The organism is Pseudomonas triticicola (assembly GCF_019145375.1).
Taxonomy (GTDB): domain Bacteria; phylum Pseudomonadota; class Gammaproteobacteria; order Pseudomonadales; family Pseudomonadaceae; genus Aquipseudomonas; species Aquipseudomonas triticicola.
Window position 1 is genome coordinate 4,370,210 of the sequence record NZ_JAHSTX010000001.1, and the last position, 18,561, is coordinate 4,388,770.

Below are 18,561 nucleotides of genomic sequence, written 5' to 3' on the forward strand. Positions count from 1 at the left end.
CCTTGAATGACGAATCAGAAGTCGTAGCGACCGGTGACGCCCAACGTGCGCGGTGTGCCGAGCAGGCCTTCATAGCCGCCGTTGCCGCCGGTCCACAGGGTTGTGTAGTAGGTTTTGTCGAAAGCGTTTTTCAGCCACAGCGACACGTCCCACTGGCCCTGATTGAAGTCGCCACGCAGGCCGGTGGAAAAGTTGACCACCGCATAACTCGGGATCTGGCCGTAGTCGGAATCCTCGACCGTACCGACGGCTTTCGAACGGAATGCGTAGCTCGCGGTGACGTAAGGTTCGAAGCCGTTATCCAGATTCCATTTGTATTCACCGTTGGCGTTGCCGATCCATTTCGAGGCGCCGACCACTTGATGCCCGCTGAGATCGCAAGACGCTGGAGCGCCCGGCGCCTGACTGACTTCCGGCGGGCACGGGGCATCTTTGTAAGAGAGATAGCTGACGTCGTTGTAGGAGCCGTTGATGTTCAGGGTCAGACCGCGCAACGGGATCACCGTACTTTCGAACTCGACGCCGCGCGAGCGCACGGAACCGGCGTTGGTCAGGTACTGCACGCGATTTTCCGCGTCGTAGGCGTTGGTCTGGTAAGCGTTGACCTGCGTCCAGAACACGTTGGCATTGAGTTGCAGACGGTGATCCCACAGCGTGCTCTTGAAGCCGAGTTCGGCGTTGTTCGCGCGTTCGGTGCCGATCAGCAGCGAATCGGCGCCGACCACCGGAGCGGAACCGACGGCGAGATTAACCCCGCCGGATTTCTCGCCGTGGGACACCGTGGCATAACCCAATACATCATCGGTGATGCGATAGCTGAGGTTGAGCAGCCCGGAAGGACTGGAGCTGTACTGATTCAAATCGCCAGAGTCGTAAGCGCCGGTACGACCACGTCGTGCGGTGGCCGCCGCTCCCGTGATCGCCGCGCCGCCGACCGGGGCATCGCGCGTGACCCAAGCGGATTTTTCTTCATAAGTGCCACGCACCCCGGCGGTGAAATCCAGGCGCTCGGTGAGGTGCCATGTGCCTTGGGCGAACAGCGCAAAACTGTCGGTCTTGATATGGCCGTTGCCAACACTGGTGACGTTGGCCAGCGCACCGGGCGCCGTACCATTCCAGATATCAGCTTGCGGGCCGTAATAGGCGAAGGATTTGTTGTCCAGATCCGAGCCGAAATAGTAGGCGCCGACCACATAATCGAAGAACTCACCCTTGGGCGACGCCAGGCGCAATTCCTGCGAATACTGTTTGTCTTCCACCGACACGCCGGCGTTGTAACTGGCCGGCACGTTGAGGCCATCGTCGTTGCGCGGGGTGAAATTCCAGAAACGATAAGAGCTGACCGACGTCAGGGTGAAGTCGCTCGGCAACGTCCAGTTGGCTTCCACCGACGTGCCGCCCTGATGCACGGTGACGTGCTGGTCGTTATCGAGATTGACCTTGCGATGCCGGCCGTTGACCAGCGTCGCCCCGGCCGCACTGGCCCGCGCTTCATACAGGTTGACGCCGTTGATGGTCGGCCCGGTGTTGTACAACACCCGGGTGCCGGCGCTGGAATCTTCTTCGTTGTAATCGCCGATCCAGCGCAGATTGAAATCTTCATTGGGCTTGAACAACAGCTGCGCGCGGAAGCCCTCGCGCGAACCACCGTTGAGGTCGTGGCCGTCGTATTCGTTCTTGATGTCACCGTCGCTGCGCGTGCGATACGCCGAGAAGCGCCCGGCCAGTTGATCGTTGAGCGGCCCGGAAATCGTGCCCTTGGTCTGGAAGTAACCGTCCTCGCCGACCGAGGTTTCGATACTGCGTTCCGGTGTGAAACTGGGGGCGCGGGTGCTGATGTTGATGACCCCGGCGGTGGTGTTCTTGCCGAACAGCGTGCCTTGCGGACCGCGCAAGACCTCGAGCTGTTCGATGTCCATCAGGTCGAACACCGCCATCCCCGGACGGCCCAGATAAACGTTGTCGATGTACAGGCCAACGCTGCCTTCCAGGCCATCACTGGCCGGGTTGTTACCCAGGCCACGGATCGACACGCTGGACTGGCGCGCATGCATGTAAGCGACGTTGACGCTGGGCACCAGTTGCTGCAAGTCCTGAATCCGGTAAACCCGTTGCGTCTCCAGATTCTGCCCACTGACCACGCTCATTGGCGTCGGCACGTCTTGCGAACTTTCTTCGCGGCGGCGGGTGGTGACGGTCACGGTTTCCAGCTGCGAACCGTTGGCCGCCGCTGTGCCTGCGGGGACGGGCGGAGGGGTTTCGGCTTCGGCGGCATAGCCGTGAGTCCAGCTGGCGCTGCCTGCCAGCAACAGCGCCAAAGCCAGGCGTTTGAGCCGTCGGGGTGATGGGGGTAACGCGAGATTCAACGGACTCATGGCGCGGCTCCTGGTCAAAAAACACACAGACATCTTCAGTGCTGCATATTCTTTTAAGTTATTTATTTATGGATTTCGAAATATTTACTGCATAAGAGATTGCCTTTATAAGGAGTCGACCTAATGCATATCCAATGCATTTCCCGGATATTTTTTATGTGAAAAATGCATATCGAGTTGCGCCAATTGCGTCACTTCATCGCTCTGGTTGAGCAACGCAGCTTCGTCGCTGGCGCGCAGGCGGTGAACCTGTCGCAGTCGGCATTCAGCCGCAGCATCCAAGCACTGGAACACAGCGTCGGCTGCCAGTTGGTCGACCGTGGGCGCAAGGAATTGCCGCCTACCAAACAGGGCCATGTGCTGCTCGAACATGCGCGGCGACTGGTCAGCGGTGCGCAGCAGATGGCCAATGAGATCAGCCAGTTCAATGGCCTCGAGGCCGGGGAATTGCGCTTTGGCTGCGGGCCGGCGCCAGCCGCTGGATTGATCCCACGCGCGATCGGCGCGCTCATCGGCCGCTACCCGAAAGCGCGAGTGCAATTTCAAGTCGATGACTGGCAGAGCCTGAGCAAACGCCTGCTCAGCGAAGAGTTCGAATTCTTCGTCGCCGATACCCGGCAATTCGAGGCCGATCCGGATTACCAGACCTACCGCTTGCGGGCACGCAAATGGCATTTCTGCTGCCGCGCCGGGCATCCACTGACGGCGTTTGAACGCATCACTGCCGAGCAATTGCTGAGTTATCCACTGGCGGTCAGCATCCGCCCGCCGAACCTGCGCAAGGTCATCGTCGACCTCAGCGGTCGTCCGGATTTCGCCCCGAATGTGGAATGCGAAAACGGCTCGAGTCTATTGAGTGTGGTGTTGCGCTCGGAGGCGATCGGAATTGTCGGCGCGTATTCCGATGCGCTGCATCTGGCCAAGGGTGAGCTGGTCTGTTTGAAGATCGAAGGCCTGGCCGATGATCTGGAGGAGCTGTACACCCGCTATGGCATCGTCAGCCGCGCCGGGTATCGGTTGTCACCGTTGGCCGAAGCGATGATTGAGCAGATCAAAGTGGTTGATGCGGAGGATCAGGAAGTGTGTTCGCTGGAGAATTTTGCTGTCTGAGCTGGCCCCTTCGCGAGCAGGCTCGCTCCCACAGGAATACGCATTTCAAATGTGGGAGCGAGCCTGCTCGCGAAGAGGCTGATGCAATCGCTGCATAAAAACCATTCCCCAAATGCACTTGCCGAAAACCCCCACCGACAGCAAAAACCCTCACCTGTCCCACTGACCGGTGAACTCCATGCCCACTCCTCCCAACCCCGTGCGCAACGTGCTGTACATCATGTGCGATCAACTGCGCCGCGATTACCTGTCCTGCTACGGCCACCCGCATCTGCACACACCGAACATCGATCGCCTCGCCGCCGAAGGCGTTCGTTTCAGCCGTGCCTACACCCAAGGCACGATCTGCGGCCCGTCGCGGATGTCGGCCTACACCGGGCGCTATGTCAGCAGCCATCAAGTGGCCTGGAACGCGGTGCCGTTGCCGCTGGATGAATTGACGATCGGCGATTACCTGCGACCTCACGGCATCCGCACCGCGCTGGTCGGCAAGACCCATGCGACGGCCAATGTCGACGCCTTGCAGCGCCTGGCGATCAACCCGGACAGCGCGCAAGCCGAGTTGCTCAATGAGGTCGGCTTCGAACCGTACCTGCGCCACGACGGTATCTACCCCGACGATCCGTCATTCGACGACAAGCGCGAATCCGCGCCCTATACCCAATACCTGCGCGCGCAGGGCTTCGATGGCAAGAATCCCTGGCACAACTGGGCGAATGCCGCCGAAGGCGAGAACGGTGAAATCCTCAGCGGCTGGAAAATGCGTCATGCGAATTTGCCAGCACGAATTCCCGAGCAGCACTCAGAGACTGTCTACACTACAAATCGCGCCATCGACTTCATCACCGAGCAAGGCGAGAAATCCTGGTGTTTACACCTCTCGTACATCAAACCGCATTGGCCCTACATCGTACCGGAACCGTACCACGCCTTGTACAGTACGAAATCGATTCTCGAAGCGGTCCGCGCGACGCCCTCCGCAGCCAGCAAACACCCCGTATACACTGCCTTTCGCCAGCATGAGGAAAGCCTCAACTTCTCCCGCGATTCAGTACGATTGAATGTAATCCCGACCTACATGGGCCTGATCAAGCAAGTGGATGATCAGTTGGGGCGGCTGTTCGATTTTCTGCAGAGCAACGGGCGTTGGGATGACACGTTGATCGTGTTCACCAGCGATCACGGCGATTTCCTTGGCGATCATTGGCTCGGTGAGAAGGAGTTTTTGCTCGAGCAGGCGGTGGGCGTGCCGTTGATCGTGCGCGACCCTCGGGCGGCGGCGGATGTCACTCGCGGCACTGTCGATGAGCGGCTGGCGGAAACCATCGATGCGCTGCCGACGTTTCTTCAAGCGTTGGGATTAGCGGGCGCGGAACACCGGCTGGAAGGGCGTTCCTTGATCCCGCTGCTGCACGGGGAAAATCCCGATTGGCGCCGCTATGCGATCAGCGAATACGACTACGCCTTCCAGGCCCCGGCGCGGGAACGCCTCGGCCAGCCGATCGACCGGTGCCGCATGACCATGGTGCGCAGCGAGCGCTGGAAATACCTGGCGTACGACGGGTTTAGACCGCAGTTGTTTGATCTGTTGAATGATCCGCAGGAGCTGAATGATCTGGGTGAGGACCCGGCGTACGCGGCGGTGCGCGAGGAGCATGCGGGGTATCTGTTTGAATGGGTACGCGCACTGAAGCGGCGGACGACGATCAGCCATCCGGAGATCGATTTGCGCGGGCAGTGGTTTCGTTATGGCGAACCGGACACCGACAAGGTTGTTCAGATCGGAATGTGGTGAAAGCCCTTCGCGAGCAGGCTCGCTCCCACAGGGATTGGCGTCGATCACGTCCTAGTGTTCGGCACTAAACCATTGTGGGAGCGAGCCTGCTCGCGAAGAGGCCAATCAGACGCCGACGATATCCGCGCCCTTAATGGTCAGACTCCGCTGCCCACTCACCCCCACTGGCACCTCGCCCTTGAGCGTCACCCGGCGCACCACGCGATCCTGGGTGCCGTAATCATCAATCGCGTAATGCTGCGTCGAGCGGTTGTCCCAGATCGCCACATCTGCAGCCTGCCAGCGCCAGCGCACGGTGTTTTCCTGGCGGATCACATGGCTCTGCAGCAAGCCGAACAGGTGTGCCGAATCGGCCTGTGAATAACCTTTGATGCGTTTGACGAAATGCCCCAGCAGCAAGCTCTTCTCGCCGCTGATCGGGTGCACGCGCACCACCGGGTGCTCGGTTTCGTAGACGGTCGAGGTGAAGACTTTGCGATAGCGCTCCAGCTTCTCTGCCGAGACATCCGGCTTCGCACCGGCGTAATCGTACTCGTTGCTGTGCACAGCGGTCAGTTTATCGGCCAGCTCACGCAGCTCGCTCGGCAAGCCGCGGTAAGCGGTCGCGGTGTTGGCCCACAGCGTATCGCCGCCGAAGGCCGGGGCGACCACCGAGCGCAGGATCGAGGCTTTCGGGTAAGCGTCGACGAAAGTCACGTCGGTGTGCCAGGAGTTGGCGCGCTGACCTTCGGCGCCGTCCAGCTCGAGCAGGTAACGGGTGCCTTCGCGCGATGGCACGGTCGGGTGCGCCACCGGTTCGCCAAGCAGATGGGCGAAGGCTTCCTGACGCTGATCGTCGAGTTGCGTCTGCTCGCGGAAGAACAGCACTTTGTATTCGACCAAGGCTTGCTGGATGGCTTCGACAGTGGCGGCGTCCAGCTCACCGGACAGATGCACGCCACGAATTTCGGCACCGATACGACCGGCTACCGGGTGAATTTCCAGCGCGTGAGAAACGGGTTTTACGGCGAGTGCGGCATTGCTCATGGGAAGACCCTCATCGACGGTTTGCGGTTTTGGCGGCAGCGAAACAACGCTCTATCTATATTCCAATTACATCTAATAGATATTCATATGCTTCGTTGACGGAATAAGAGCTTGCATTTAAAACCTCAAGCAACCCTCGTCGCAAATGCCTTCGAGCTATTTTTAGGATGCCGGAAAAGCATATGGATCTTCGCCAGTTGCGCTACTTCATCGCCCTCAACGAACACCGCAGTTTTGTCCGTGCGGCAGACGCCATGGGCATCACTCAACCGGCGTTCAGCCGCAGCATTCAGGGATTGGAGCAGGAGTTCGGTTGCGTGCTGGTCGATCGCGGCAACAAGGATCTGCGTCCGACGCCCGAGGGCCAGGTGGTGCTGCAACATGCCTTGAGCCTGGTGCAGGGCGCAGCGTTGCTCAGCGCTGAAGTGACGCAAATGACCAAGCTCGACGCCGGCGAAGTGCATTTTGGTTGCGGGCCGGCGCCAGCGGTGAAACTGGTGCCCGATGCGGTGGCGCAGTTCATCAATGCGCATCCGAAAGTGCGCACCTGTTTTCAGGTGGATAACTGGGAAAAACTCAGCCGCGCGCTGATCCGCGAAGAGATCGAATTCTTCATCGCCGATATCCGCCATTTCGAGTCCGACCCTAATTTCCAGACGCAACCGCTGACGCCCAAGCGCGGGGTGTTTTTCTGCCGGCCGGGGCATCCGTTGCTGGCCAAGGAAAGCCTGTCGACCAACGACATGTTCGACTTTCCCCTGGCCGCCACCCTGATCCCGCCAGGCATTCGCAAGCTGCTGGCGAACCTCAGCGGGCGCATCGATTTCTCACCGACCATCGAGACCGAGCACTTTCCGGCGCTGGTCAAAGTGGTACTGCAATCCAACGCGATCGGCGTCGGCACGGAGGAGGCGTTTATTGAGGATGTCGCCAAGGGTTCGCTGGTGCTGCTGCATTGGCGCAACCTGCCGCAGAACCTCGAAAGCATGAACGCCCGCTGCGGCATCGTCAGCCGCACCGGATTTCGGTTGTCGCCGGCGGCGAGGGCAATGATCGAGACGTTGGTCGCTGTGGATCGGCAGGACGTCAGCGTAGCTGTCTGAAACCCATAAAGATCGCAGCCTTCGGCAGCTCCTACAGGGGAATGCGTTTTCCTGTAGGAGCTGCCGAAGGCTGCGATCTTTTGCTTCTAGAGCCTGGCGGCTGAGAGCTCAGGCGCCACCCAATCGCTGACCTTGAACGGCTTGCGAATCAGCTTCTGCTGCGCCGCCAGGTCAACCTTGCCCTGCAGGCCGCTCAAGAACACCGGATCCAGTGTCGACGGGAAAATCTCGCTGAGATTCTGATCCTTCAGATCCTGAGCCAGAATCACCGGCGGATAACTGGCCAGCCCTGATACCAGCTGCACATAGGCGTCCTTGTTGCTGTCCTGCGTCAGCCACTCGACCGCTTGCTGCTGCGCCTTGAGCAGTTTCGCAATGACCTCTGGATGGGCGTCGACAAACTTGCCATTACCCAGCAACACCGCCTGCACGCTGCCAGCGCCGCCAAGATCCTTGGTGTTGAGCGGCAATTCCGCCAGGCCTTTGGCTTGCAACGCACTCAGCGCGGAGCTGCCCCACGAGGCATCGATCTGCTTGGCCGCGAGCGCCGAGACCGCCGCGTTGAAATCCAGATTGATCACCTTCAGATCCTTCTCGCTCAGGCCCTGACTGGCCAGCGCCGCATCGAACGACAGCTGCGTCGCCGTCCCGCGAAAGATCGCCACGCGTTTGCCTTTGAGATCCTGCAGGGTCTTGATTCCCGAGCCGGGCACCACGCCGAGGTATTGCTTGACCCCACGTGCCGTGGCGCTGAGCAGGCGCGTGTCCAGGCCATTGGATTTTCCGATGATCGCGGCCAGATCGCCAAGATAGGCCAGATCGACCTGGCCATTGGCAAACGCCTCATTGATCACCGGCCCGGCGCCCTTGAAAAAACTCCACTGGATCTTGATGCCCTGCTCGGCGAAGGCCTTTTCGAAGATCTGCTGATCGCGCAGCACATCGACGATGCCGCCGCCGCTGTGTTGAGTGCCGGCGCTGAGGTCGGGCACGGCGATGCGGATTTCCTTGAGTTCTCCGGCTTGGGCGCCAAGCGCAAGAAAGCCTGCAAGCGCCGGGGCGGCCAGCAGGCTGATGATTCGTTTGAAGGGAAGGTTCATGGGTGCGGCTCCTTGATCGCTGAGGAGCTGAAAGTAGGCTGGATGCATACCTCCACTTAAATACTATAAATGCACATTTTTATATCCATATGACCTAAGCGAGGGCGTGTGCGGTTTGCAGCGCGATATGCATTAACAGCATCGAAAATATTCTTCGAATGCATTGGATGCGCGTAAGCAGGCAAGCCTTAAATGGATTCGCTTATCTCCCGATAGCATCTAACGCAACGCTGTTAGATCAGTTTCATATATGACGAAACCCAAAGTGGGAGCGAGCCTGCTCGCGAAGAGGCCAATGCCAGCCGCCATCAATGCTGCCTTAAACAGCCATTTCGCGAGCAGGCTCGCTCCCACATGAAAAGCGGTTCGCCATGCAACCCGACAACGGAGGTCACCCATGGCCCGTCAATCTCTGCTCAGCCTGCCGCTGGCCGCGCCGCCGCTGAAAAGCCGTCGCACCTGGCCGAGCCTGAATCAACGCCTGTTGCCCTGGCTGTTGCCCGTCAGCCTGTTCGTCCTGTGGTGGCTGGCCGCCCGCAATCAGTGGATGAGCGAGCAGATCCTGCCGGCGCCATCGCTGGTGTGGAGCAGCGCTGTGGAACTGGCCCAAGGCGAGTTGTGGAGTCATTTGTGGATCAGCCTGCAACGGTTGTTCTGGGGTTTGTTGGCAGGCGTTTCGGCCGGCGCGGTGCTTGGCGCCGCACTGGGTTTCAGTCGACGTCTGGAGCGCCTGGTTTTTCCGACATTCGCTGGATTGGCGCAGGTGCCGACGCTGGCGTGGATTCCGCTGTTCATGGTGTTTTTTGGCATCGGCGAACTGCTGAAACTGGTGGTGCTGATCAAGGCCATTGTGGTGCCGGTGACCTTGCACACACTGGTTGGCGTACGCGATGCACAACCGAAACTGCGCGAAGCCGCCGCCGTGTTGCGCCTGCCGGCGCATCTGCTGATTCGTCGTCTGGTGCTTCCCGCTGCGCTGCCCGCGTTCATGGCTGGCGTGCGCCTGGCACTCGCCGCCGGCTGGACCTCGTTGCTGGCGGTCGAGCTGCTGGCCTCCAGCGAAGGCATCGGCTATCTGATGGTCTGGGCGCGGCAGTTGTTCATGCTCGACATCGTGTTCGTGTGCATCGTGGTCATCGGTCTGATCGGCGTGGCCATGGATCGCGGCATCGGTCTGCTCGACCGCAGACTGGTGCACTGGCCGCACCCGGCCACCGCGCACATCACACGCGGCCCGCGCTATCAGGGCTGGCAGCGCCTGCAGCCGTGGCTGTTGCCGCTGGGCTTGTTGGCGCTTTGGCAACTGGCCAACGAGCAACAGTGGGTCGATGCAAATATTCTGGTCAGCCCTTTGGCGGTGCTGAGCACGGCATGGAATGGACTGCTCGACGGCACGCTGGTCAACGGCATGGCGCTGAGCCTGAGCCGCACCCTCGGCGGCTTGCTGATCGGTGGCGGCCTCGGCTTCGCCCTGGGCTTGCTCCTCGGCCTGTCGCGTTTCAGCGAACGCCTGCTTGGCCCGACACTCGCCGCACTGCGGCAGATTGCGATTTTCGCCTGGGTGCCGCTGCTCACCGCGTGGTTCGGTCTCGGCGAACTGGCCAAGTGGGTGTTCGTCGCTCTCGCCGCCTTCTTCCCGCTGTTCGTCGCCACCCAGCGCAGCGTCGCCAACCTCTCGCCGCAACTCAACGAAGCCGCGCAAGTGCTGCGCCTGAGCCTCGGCCAGCGCCTGCGTCGACTGGTCCTGCCCGGTGCTGCGCCGGGGATCTTCGCAGGGCTCAGATTGAGCCTGATCTACGCCTGGCTCGGCACCATCGGCGCTGAATACTTCATGCCGTCCAATGGCGGCATCGGCAGCCAGATGATCGGCGCGCAGCAGCTGCTGCGCATGGATCTGATCATGGCCGGCATGCTGCTGGTCGGCCTCACCGGCGCCCTGCTCAACCTGATCGGCCAACGCCTGGAAATTCGCGCGACCCGCTGGAGACACGCATGAACGCACCGATTGTCAGCTTCAACCACGTAGGCAAATCCTTCGCCGTCAACGGTTTCGAACTGGAGGCGATTCGCGAATTCAACCTGGACATTGCCGAGGGCGAATTCGTCGCCATCGTCGGCTCCAGCGGCTGCGGCAAATCCACTTTGCTGCGTTTGCTGGTCGGCCTCGACACCGAGTTTCGCGGACAGATCAGTGTCGATGGCAAAGCCGTCAGCGGCATCGGCGGCGAGCGCGGCATCGTTTTTCAGGAACATCGCCTGTTTCCGTGGCTAACGGTCGCCGACAACATCGGCCTCGGTCTGGTCAATGAACCGCTGAGCGGGGCGCAGAAACAACAACGTATCAAGGATTTCATCGAGCTGGTCGGCCTCAGCGATTTCACCGCGGCCTATCCGCATCAACTCTCCGGCGGCATGGCGCAACGCGTGGCGATCGCGCGCGGCCTCGTCGCCAGCCCACGCATCCTGCTACTCGATGAACCCTTCGGCGCCCTTGACGCACTGACCCGCCAGCAAATGCAGGACGAGCTGCTGGCGATCCGCGAGCGGGCACAGATCACCACGATTCTGGTGACCCACGATGTCGAGGAAGCGATTTTTCTGGCCGACCGCGTGGTGGTGATGGAGCCGCGTCCGGGGCGGATCAAGCAAGTGGTCGACATCGCCCTGCCGCACCCACGCCAGCGCAGCAGTTACGACTTTCATCAGCTGCGCGAAGAACTGCTGCACGAGCTGACCAGTGATGACCATTACCAACCGAGCGCAGCGGTGCAGATCCGCGATCTGCCGCTGACGTTCATTGCCTGCTGAACAGGAGTTTCGCGATGCCGCAACGTCCCAACTTTCTAGTGATTCTGGCCGACGATCTGGGCTTTTCCGACATCGGTGCGTTCGGCGGCGAAATCGCTACGCCGAACCTCGATGCGCTGGCCCACAACGGTCTGCGTCTGACCGATTTTCACACCGCACCAACCTGCTCGCCGACGCGTTCGATGCTACTGACCGGCACCGATCACCACATCGCCGGCATCGGCACCATGGCCGAAGCGTTGACCCCGGAACTGATCGGCAAACCTGGTTACGAAGGCTACCTGAATGACCGCGTCGTCGCCCTGCCCGAGCTGCTGCGCGAGGCCGGCTATCAAACCTTGATGAGCGGCAAATGGCACTTGGGGCTGAAGGCTGAACTGGCGCCCCATGCGCGTGGTTTCGAGCGTTCGTTTTCACTGTTGCCGGGCGCTGCCAACCACTATGGGTTCGAGCCGACCTACGATGAGCAAACGCCGGGCCTGCTGAAATCCACCCCGGCGCTGTACATCGAGGACGATCAGTTTGTTGACGAGTTGCCGAAGGATTTCTATTCCTCCGATGCCTTCGGCGACAAGCTGCTGCAGTACCTCAAGGAGCGCGATCAGACCCGGCCGTTCTTCGCTTACCTGCCCTTCTCCGCGCCGCACTGGCCGCTGCAGGCACCGGCCGAGATCGTCGAGAAATACCGTGGCCGCTACGACGCTGGCCCGCAAGTGCTGCGCCTCGAACGCCTGGAAAAACTCAAGGCACTGGGTCTGATCGAGGCAGACGTCGAACCGCACCCGCTGATTCAGCTCAGCGCGCAGTGGGACGCGTTGAGCGATGAACAAAAGCAGATTTCCGCACGAGCCATGGAGGTCTACGCGGCGATGGTCGAGCGCATGGACTGGAACATCGGCCGGGTCGTCGATTACCTGCGCCAGCAGGGACAGCTCGACAACACCTTCATCCTGTTCATGTCCGACAACGGTGCCGAAGGCGCGCTGCTGGAAGCGTTCCCCAAGTTCGGCCCGGAGCTGATGACCTACCTCAACCAGCATTACGACAACAGCCTCGACAACATCGGCCGGGCCAATTCCTACGTCTGGTACGGGCCGAACTGGGCGCAAGTGGCAACCGCGCCGTCACGCTTGTTCAAGGCTTTCACCACCGAGGGCGGGATCCGCGTGCCGGCGCTGCTGCACTATCCACAATTGCCGCTGAAAGGGCAGATCAGCCATGGTTTCGGCACGGTGATGGACATCACCCCGACCATTCTCGATCTGGCTGGCGTGCGGCATCCGGGCAAACAGTGGAAAGGCAAAGCCGTGGCGCCACTGCGCGGCAAGTCGTGGCTGGGCTTCCTGTCCGGCGAGACCGCGCAGGTGCATGACGAGCATACGGTCACCGGTTGGGAATTGTTCGGACGCCGGGCGATTCGCCAAGGGTCGTGGAAGGCGGTGTGGATTCCCGGACCGGTCGGGCCAGCGACCTGGCAGCTTTATGATCTGGCGAGCGATCCAGGGGAGATTCATGATCTGGCGTTGAGTCAGCCGCAGAAACTCACTGACTTGATCGGGCATTGGCAGCGGTATGTGGAAGAGACCGGAGTGATCCTCAGTGCTTCGCCGTTTCAGCCGGATTGCTAGGGTCTGACAGATCGTATTCGCGAGCAGGCTCGCTCCCACAGGAAACCGGATTCCAACTGTGGGAGCGAGCCTGCTCGCGAAGGGGCCTTTGAGCACAACCCATCAAGCCCGGGCTGAACTCACCTCTTCATTGACCATCTCAGCCGGACGCACAAACCGGTTCGCCCGGCCAAACGTGCCGAAATCATTAAAGCGCACACCCATCTCGCGCATCACCTTGTGCGCCACCGGCACGGTCATCTGGCGAATGTAAAACGGCTCCTTGACCACGAAGTGATGAATCCCGTGACTGCTGCCGAAGTTGAAGCAGAACGCTTGCAACGGCCACAGCCACCAAGGGTTCAGCACCTGGCATTGCTGCAGCACATTGCCCGGTTCGACGTCGCCGTAGTAATGCATGTTCGAGCTGATGAAGTGCAGGCAAAAAGTGCGCAACACATTCGGGCCGATGATCACCACGGCGGCGATATCGATCACCTGCATCACCGAAAGCGTGGTGGCCGACCACTCGATGGGCGAGCCGAGCAAATGCGCAATGCCATTGGCCGCGTGAAAGCCGAGAAACACATACCACGCGCCCCAATGCAGCAGCGCCAGCGGTGCGTAGACCTTGAGCACGCGTTTGCCGATGCTCCACTTGTGTGCCCAGGTCCTGGCGCGGAGCAGGCGGATAAACGCCGACATCAGGTTGTCGCCAACCATCAGCAGACGGGCAACACCCCACGGCTCGCCGTTGGTGATTGCGCGCTCTTCCATGTCGGCTTCAGTGCCGGAAACCTTGTGATGGTTGAGGTGCAGATGACGACGGATCCACGGGTTGATTGTGCTCGGCCGCGCCAGCCAGACCAGGCCCATCATCAGGTTGTGCGGTACGCGCTGTTTGCGGAAGTACATGCTGTGGATCAGGTCGTGTTCCAGCTCATGGGTCAGCGAGGCGAAAAAAGCATTGAACAGCAGGCACACCCACCAAGCCATATGGCCAGTGATGTACAGCGCCGCCGAGCCGATCATCCCGGCCAGCGCGAACGCCAGAATCCCCGCACCAAGGGCATCCTGATGCTGAAGAATCGGGTAGCGCTCACGCAATTGCGCACCTTTGGCCAACACCACCTGGCGAATATGTGCCGAGCGCTGCGCCGCATTCAGTCGTTCAGGGCTTGCAGAAGTACCGTCCATGCTTCCATCCTCGGGTCTAAGATGAATGCATCGTGCCTTGCCGGGGTTCGATCCGCGCTAGCCAAGAACGCCAACCTGTTGACCGGACGCGCCAATTCGCATGAAGGAACCGACCTCCCTTGCCAGCTGGACCCGCGCCTTGCGCAAACAACTCGACGCGCTCGGGCTGGACAGCCTTGCCTTGTGCCAACAGGCCGGGCTCGACCCAGCGCTGATGGACGACCCCAATGCGCGCTATCCGCTGTCCGGTACCACGCGCCTGTGGGCACTCGCCGTGCAGGCCAGCGGCGACCCGGCGCTGGGCTTGCGCGTGTCGCGTTTCGTCAGCCCGACCACCTTCCACGCGCTCGGTTATGCACTGGTGGCCAGCGGCAGCTTGCGCGAGGTGTTCGAGCGCATCGTGCGCTATCACCCGGTGGTCAGCGATGCGCTGGAACTGGAGCTGAGCCGCAGCGAAGACCGCTATCAATTCCGCCTGAAAATCCCGCCCGGCAACCCGGCACCGGCCGTCGAAGCCATTGACGCCTTCGCGGCGATCTACGTGCGCACCTGCCGCAATCGCCTCGGCCGTGACTACGCACCATTGGCGGTGTACTTGCGCCGCCCCGAACCGAGCGATGCCCAGCAATGGCACAAAGTCTTCCGCGCGCCGGTGCATTTTTGCGCCATCGAAGACCGCCTGGAATTCGCCCTCAGCGACTTCGACAGCCACCTCGACGACGCCAACCCGGAACTGGCCGAACACAACGAAGCCGTACTCAAACGCACCCTCGCCCAGCTCAAACCGCTGACCTGGGAGCGCAAGGTGCGCGATGCCATTGAAGAACAACTGCCCGAAGGCGAACCGAGCGCCGAACGCATCGCCCAGGCCTTGCACCTGAGCCTGCGCAGCCTGCAACGGCATCTGGCGGATGAGGGCTGTCGCTTCGATACTCTGCTCAACGAAAGCCGCGAGAATCTGGCGTTGCTGCACCTGCGTGACCCGCAGTGTTCCTTGAGTGAAGTCAGCTATCTGCTGGGATTCGCCGACACCAGCAGCTTCAGCCGCGCGTTCAAGCGCTGGACCGGGATGACGCCGGGGCAGTTTCGGGATCAGTTGCGCTGATCCGAAATCATCACTGTGTGATCCAGCGCCTTCGCGAGCAGGCTCGCTCCCACAGTTGGAATGCGTTTCCTTGTGGGAGCGAGCCTGCTCGCGAAGAGGCCGTCAGACCACCACAAACCCCAGCTCAAAAACAGTGCCGTCGGCGTCACTCCTCACCCGCACCCGCCCGCCATGCAACTGCATGATCGACTGCACAATCGCCAACCCCAGCCCACCCGAATCCCCCGGTTCCGCCCTTGAGGGGTCGACGCGGTAGAACCGATCGAACAGTTTGCCCAGATGCTCAGGCGCGATGACCGGGCCGTGGTTGTGCACTTGCAGCCAGCACATACCCGGTTCATCGAAGCGTTGCAGGCTGATCAGGGTGCCGGGGTCGGCGTGGCGTACGGCGTTGGCCAGCAGGTTGCCGAGGGCGCGTTGCAGCAGTTGCTGGTCGGCGAGCAATTCGCCGTGCATGCGGTTTTGCAGTTGCAGGTCGCGGTCATCGGCCAGGGCTTCGAAGTAATCGCAGAGTTCGTCGCCGACGTTGCGCAAGTCCAGCGTGTGCAGATTGAGCGCACGTTCGGCCTGTTCGGCGCGGGCGAGGAACATCAGGTTCTCGGCCATGCGCTTGAGCCGTTCGAACTCTTCCATGTTCGAGGCCAGCACTTCCTGATATTCGGCCGTGCTGCGCGGATGGTTCAGCGCCTGGCCGTTGCTGGCGAGCAAGGTGTGCAGCGGCGTGCGGATTTCGTGGGCGAGGTCGGCGGAGAATTGCGACAGGCGCTGCACGCTGTCGTCCAGCCGCGCCAGCATGGAGTTGAGTGCGTGCACCGGCTCGCGCAGTTCGCTCGGCGTGCCCTCGGTGGGCAGGCGTCGATCGAGGCTGCGCAGATCGATACTGCGCACCGCTTCGCTCAACTGATGCAAGGGCTGCAAGCCACGCCGCAGCAACAGCAGGCCCAGAGCAAACGCGAGCACCGCGCCGAGGCCGACGGACAGATACAGACGCAGGCGATAACTGCCGAGCATCTGCTCGCGCTCGCTGAGCACTTTGCCGGCGATCACCGTCAGGGTTTCACCGTTGGGGCCTTGGGCCTGGCCGGACAGCAAGGCCAGCTCGGCGCCGTCACTGGCCTGCCAGGTGAGCACGTCACGGCGCTGCGGCATTTGCTCTCGCGGTAATGCATTGAGCGCCGGCAATTCACGTTGGCGCGGGTTGATCGCGATCACGCTGGAACCGTCGGCCCGGCGCACCAGCAGCAGACTGTCGAGATTGCCGAGCATGTTCTGATACAACCGTGGTCGCGCCTGCAAAGCGTCGAGGCTGTCGCTGTCGGCGAGCAAGGCGCGCACTTGCTCCAGGCGACCGAGCAGGGCCATGTCGTCACGAAAGGCCAATTCCGAGGCCAGCGAGCGGTAGAGAAACACGCCGATTGCGCTCAGCACCAGCGCGCAGACCATGGCGAAGGCCAGCGCCAATCGCCAGGCGATCGACTTACTCCACATCGTCCGGCGCTTCCAGTTGATAACCGACGCCGCGCACGGTGTGGATAAGTTTCGGCATGTACGGATCGTCAACCTTGGCACGCAGGCGACGCACGGCGACCTCGACCATGTTGGTGTCGCTGTCGAAATTCAGGTTCCACACCTGCGAGGCGATCAGCGTGCGCGAGAGCACTTCGCCCTGGCGGCTGGCGAGCAACTGCAACAGGGCGAATTCCTTGTTGGTCAGGGCAATGCGCTGGCCGCCGCGACTGACCCGGCGGCGCAATACGTCGATTTCCAGGTCGGCAATGCTGTACGACTCGGCTTCGCGCATCGGCCCGCGTCGCAGCAGCGTGCGCACGCGCGCGAGCAGTTCGGCGAAGGCGAAGGGTTTGAGCAGGTAGTCATCGGCTCCCAGCTCAAGACCACGGACGCGGTCTTCGATGGCGTCCTTGGCGGTGAGAAACAGCACCGGTGTAGCGCCGCGCTGGCGGATCAGTTGCAACAATTGCCAGCCGTTGAGGCCGGGCAGCATCACGTCGAGGATGATCAGGTCATATTCCTGCTGCTCGATAAAATAGCGGCCGTCGAGGCCATTGAGCGCCACATCCACGGCGAAACCCGACTCGCCCAGGCCCTTGGCGAGGAAATTCGCGGTTTTGGCTTCATCTTCTACGACCAGCAAACGCATGGCACACCTCGATTGATCAGGTACACAGGCTAGGCGTGTTCGCCGCCGTTGCCCATTACAAACTTGTAATCCGCCTGACGGGGTTCTGACGAAGTGCGCCGGTTAAGGTGCAGACCTTCTCAATCGGAGCCTGCACATGACCGTCAAATACCTTGTCGCCAGCCTGATCCTCGGCCTCAGCGGCGCCGCGAGCGCCACGCCAGAACTGCCGCGCCACGCCGATCTCGACCTGAAAACCGCACGCTGGCTGGCGGACAAGGCGATGAGCAGTTGCACCGGCACGGTGTCGGTGCTCGACCGTGGCGGCAACCTGCTGGTGACTCTGCGTGGTGACGGGGTTGGCCCGCACAACACCGCCGCCAGCCAGCGCAAGGCCTACACCGCGCTGTCGACCAAGACGCCGACGCGGCTGTTCGCCGAGCGCGCCCGCAGCAATCCGGAAACCGCCAACCTCAACACCCTCGATGAATTGCTCTTGCTCGGCGGCGGCATTCCGCTGTTCGCTGGCAGCGAACTGGTCGGCGCCATGGGCGTGGCCGGTTCCGGCGGCGGTGAGCAAGACGAAAACTGCGCCCGCGCCGCCGCCGACAAAGCCGGCCTGAGCATCACCAGTTCCCACTAAGGAGATCCACCATGACCACCTTGCGCATGACCCTCGCCGCGCTCGGCCTGAGCGCTGTTTCCAGCCTGGCGCTGGCCGCCGGCAATCCGCTGAGCGTGCACGTGCTCAACCTGGAAAACGGCCTGCCGTCACCGGGCATCAACGTCACTCTGGAAAAACACGTCGGCGAAAACTGGCAGCCACTGGCCCAAGGCACCACCAACGAACAAGGGCGGATTGCCGAACTGTTCCCGGCCAAACAGCCTTTTGAAGCCGGTGAATACCGCGTGGTGTTCAAGACTGGCGAGTACTACCAGAAGATCAAGCACGAGACGTTCTTCCCGGAAATTCCGGTGATCTTCCAGGTCAAGCAGACAGATCAGCACTACCACATCCCGCTGCTGCTGAGCCCGTACGGTTTCTCGACCTATCGCGGTTCGTAAGATAAACACAGATCCTTTGTTGGAACTGGTCTATGTGGCGAGGGGATTTATCCCCGTTGGACTGCGCAGCGGTGCCATTTTTCAGGGCCGCTTCGCGCCCCAGCGGGGATAAATCCCCTCGCCACAGGTGCCA

At 61.3% G+C, this 18,561-nt stretch carries 15 protein-coding genes; 9 read left to right on the forward strand and 6 right to left on the reverse strand.

Going from position 1 to position 18,561, the window contains the following annotated elements:
- Window positions 1–14: 14 nt before the first annotated feature.
- Window positions 15–2,375: a TonB-dependent receptor gene (locus KVG85_RS19275; protein WP_217864680.1), complete on the reverse strand. Its 2,361-nt coding sequence runs from the start codon at window positions 2,373–2,375 to the stop codon at window positions 15–17.
- 165 nt (window positions 2,376–2,540) lie between these two features.
- Here KVG85_RS19275 and KVG85_RS19280 point away from each other — a divergent pair, with 165 nt between their 5' ends.
- Both KVG85_RS19280 and KVG85_RS19285 read left to right on the forward strand, forming a co-directional pair.
- Window positions 2,541–3,485 (forward strand): LysR family transcriptional regulator, encoded by a 945-nt coding sequence (locus KVG85_RS19280; protein ID WP_217864681.1) that lies wholly within the window; start codon window positions 2,541–2,543, stop codon window positions 3,483–3,485.
- Between the two features lie 178 nt (window positions 3,486–3,663).
- The gene (locus tag KVG85_RS19285; protein WP_217864682.1) at window positions 3,664–5,280 is read left to right on the forward strand and encodes an alkaline phosphatase family protein; all 1,617 of its coding nucleotides are present in this window, start codon (window positions 3,664–3,666) and stop codon (window positions 5,278–5,280) included.
- 105 nt (window positions 5,281–5,385) lie between these two features.
- Here KVG85_RS19285 and KVG85_RS19290 read toward each other — a convergent pair whose 3' ends face one another.
- Window positions 5,386–6,306 carry a TauD/TfdA dioxygenase family protein gene (locus KVG85_RS19290; protein WP_122508386.1) on the reverse strand — a complete coding sequence of 307 codons (921 nt, stop codon included), beginning with the start codon at window positions 6,304–6,306 and terminating at the stop codon, window positions 5,386–5,388.
- Window positions 6,307–6,488: 182 nt separating this feature from the next.
- Here KVG85_RS19290 and KVG85_RS19295 point away from each other — a divergent pair, with 182 nt between their 5' ends.
- On the forward strand, window positions 6,489–7,409 hold the full coding sequence (locus tag KVG85_RS19295; protein WP_217864683.1) for a LysR family transcriptional regulator: 921 nt from the start codon (window positions 6,489–6,491) through the stop codon (window positions 7,407–7,409).
- A gap of 86 nt (window positions 7,410–7,495) precedes the next feature.
- On the opposite strand, the gene KVG85_RS19300 is transcribed toward KVG85_RS19295, so the two are convergent.
- Window positions 7,496–8,509, reverse strand: coding sequence for an ABC transporter substrate-binding protein (locus KVG85_RS19300; RefSeq protein ID WP_217864684.1), 1,014 nt, complete (start codon window positions 8,507–8,509; stop codon window positions 7,496–7,498).
- A 397-nt stretch (window positions 8,510–8,906) separates the two neighbouring features.
- Here KVG85_RS19300 and KVG85_RS19305 point away from each other — a divergent pair, with 397 nt between their 5' ends.
- Genes KVG85_RS19305 through KVG85_RS19315 form a run of 3 tightly spaced genes read left to right on the forward strand, consistent with a single transcriptional unit; the run spans window position 8,907 to window position 12,945 of the window.
- On the forward strand, window positions 8,907–10,505 hold the full coding sequence (locus tag KVG85_RS19305) for an ABC transporter permease (RefSeq protein ID WP_122601366.1): 1,599 nt from the start codon (window positions 8,907–8,909) through the stop codon (window positions 10,503–10,505).
- The gene (locus tag KVG85_RS19310) at window positions 10,502–11,317 is read left to right on the forward strand and encodes an ABC transporter ATP-binding protein (RefSeq protein ID WP_071174032.1); all 816 of its coding nucleotides are present in this window, start codon (window positions 10,502–10,504) and stop codon (window positions 11,315–11,317) included. Before KVG85_RS19305 ends, KVG85_RS19310 begins: the two co-directional genes overlap by 4 nt.
- A 14-nt stretch (window positions 11,318–11,331) precedes the next feature.
- Window positions 11,332–12,945, forward strand: a complete 1,614-nt coding sequence (locus KVG85_RS19315) for an arylsulfatase (RefSeq protein ID WP_217864685.1) — start codon at window positions 11,332–11,334, stop codon at window positions 12,943–12,945.
- 102 nt (window positions 12,946–13,047) lie between these two features.
- Here KVG85_RS19315 and KVG85_RS19320 read toward each other — a convergent pair whose 3' ends face one another.
- Window positions 13,048–14,121 (reverse strand): fatty acid desaturase, encoded by a 1,074-nt coding sequence (locus tag KVG85_RS19320; protein ID WP_217864686.1) that lies wholly within the window; start codon window positions 14,119–14,121, stop codon window positions 13,048–13,050.
- Window positions 14,122–14,221: 100 nt separating this feature from the next.
- On the opposite strand from KVG85_RS19320, the gene KVG85_RS19325 reads away from it, so the two are divergent.
- Complete coding sequence (locus tag KVG85_RS19325) at window positions 14,222–15,226, forward strand: AraC family transcriptional regulator (RefSeq protein ID WP_217864687.1); 1,005 nt, start codon at window positions 14,222–14,224, stop codon at window positions 15,224–15,226.
- 102 nt (window positions 15,227–15,328) lie between these two features.
- Here the strand turns inward: KVG85_RS19325 and KVG85_RS19330 are convergent, their stop codons facing one another.
- Both KVG85_RS19330 and KVG85_RS19335 read right to left on the reverse strand, forming a co-directional pair.
- Entirely contained in the window at window positions 15,329–16,714 is a 1,386-nt protein-coding gene (locus KVG85_RS19330) for a heavy metal sensor histidine kinase (protein ID WP_217864688.1), read from the reverse strand.
- Complete coding sequence (locus KVG85_RS19335; RefSeq protein WP_041477440.1) at window positions 16,704–17,384, reverse strand: heavy metal response regulator transcription factor; 681 nt, start codon at window positions 17,382–17,384, stop codon at window positions 16,704–16,706. Before KVG85_RS19335 ends, KVG85_RS19330 begins: the two co-directional genes overlap by 11 nt.
- 136 nt (window positions 17,385–17,520) lie before the next feature.
- Here KVG85_RS19335 and KVG85_RS19340 point away from each other — a divergent pair, with 136 nt between their 5' ends.
- Window positions 17,521–18,006 (forward strand): GlcG/HbpS family heme-binding protein, encoded by a 486-nt coding sequence (locus KVG85_RS19340; RefSeq protein WP_217864689.1) that lies wholly within the window; start codon window positions 17,521–17,523, stop codon window positions 18,004–18,006.
- Between the two features lie 11 nt (window positions 18,007–18,017).
- A complete protein-coding gene (gene uraH, locus KVG85_RS19345; RefSeq protein ID WP_042610175.1) occupies window positions 18,018–18,428 on the forward strand; it encodes a hydroxyisourate hydrolase in 411 nt (136 codons plus the stop codon).
- Window positions 18,429–18,561 lie beyond the last annotated feature (133 nt).

Coding starts and splice junctions, on each gene's coding strand:
- KVG85_RS19275 (WP_217864680.1), bottom strand. CDS start 2,375: ATGAGTCCGTTGAATCTCGCGTTACCCCCATCACCCCGACGGCTCAAA.
- KVG85_RS19280 (WP_217864681.1), top strand. CDS start 2,541: ATGCATATCGAGTTGCGCCAATTGCGTCACTTCATCGCTCTGGTTGAG.
- KVG85_RS19285 (WP_217864682.1), top strand. CDS start 3,664: ATGCCCACTCCTCCCAACCCCGTGCGCAACGTGCTGTACATCATGTGC.
- KVG85_RS19290 (WP_122508386.1), bottom strand. CDS start 6,306: ATGAGCAATGCCGCACTCGCCGTAAAACCCGTTTCTCACGCGCTGGAA.
- KVG85_RS19295 (WP_217864683.1), top strand. CDS start 6,489: ATGGATCTTCGCCAGTTGCGCTACTTCATCGCCCTCAACGAACACCGC.
- KVG85_RS19300 (WP_217864684.1), bottom strand. CDS start 8,509: ATGAACCTTCCCTTCAAACGAATCATCAGCCTGCTGGCCGCCCCGGCG.
- KVG85_RS19305 (WP_122601366.1), top strand. CDS start 8,907: ATGGCCCGTCAATCTCTGCTCAGCCTGCCGCTGGCCGCGCCGCCGCTG.
- KVG85_RS19310 (WP_071174032.1), top strand. CDS start 10,502: ATGAACGCACCGATTGTCAGCTTCAACCACGTAGGCAAATCCTTCGCC.
- KVG85_RS19315 (WP_217864685.1), top strand. CDS start 11,332: ATGCCGCAACGTCCCAACTTTCTAGTGATTCTGGCCGACGATCTGGGC.
- KVG85_RS19320 (WP_217864686.1), bottom strand. CDS start 14,121: ATGGACGGTACTTCTGCAAGCCCTGAACGACTGAATGCGGCGCAGCGC.
- KVG85_RS19325 (WP_217864687.1), top strand. CDS start 14,222: ATGAAGGAACCGACCTCCCTTGCCAGCTGGACCCGCGCCTTGCGCAAA.
- KVG85_RS19330 (WP_217864688.1), bottom strand. CDS start 16,714: ATGTGGAGTAAGTCGATCGCCTGGCGATTGGCGCTGGCCTTCGCCATG.
- KVG85_RS19335 (WP_041477440.1), bottom strand. CDS start 17,384: ATGCGTTTGCTGGTCGTAGAAGATGAAGCCAAAACCGCGAATTTCCTC.
- KVG85_RS19340 (WP_217864689.1), top strand. CDS start 17,521: ATGACCGTCAAATACCTTGTCGCCAGCCTGATCCTCGGCCTCAGCGGC.
- uraH (WP_042610175.1), top strand. CDS start 18,018: ATGACCACCTTGCGCATGACCCTCGCCGCGCTCGGCCTGAGCGCTGTT.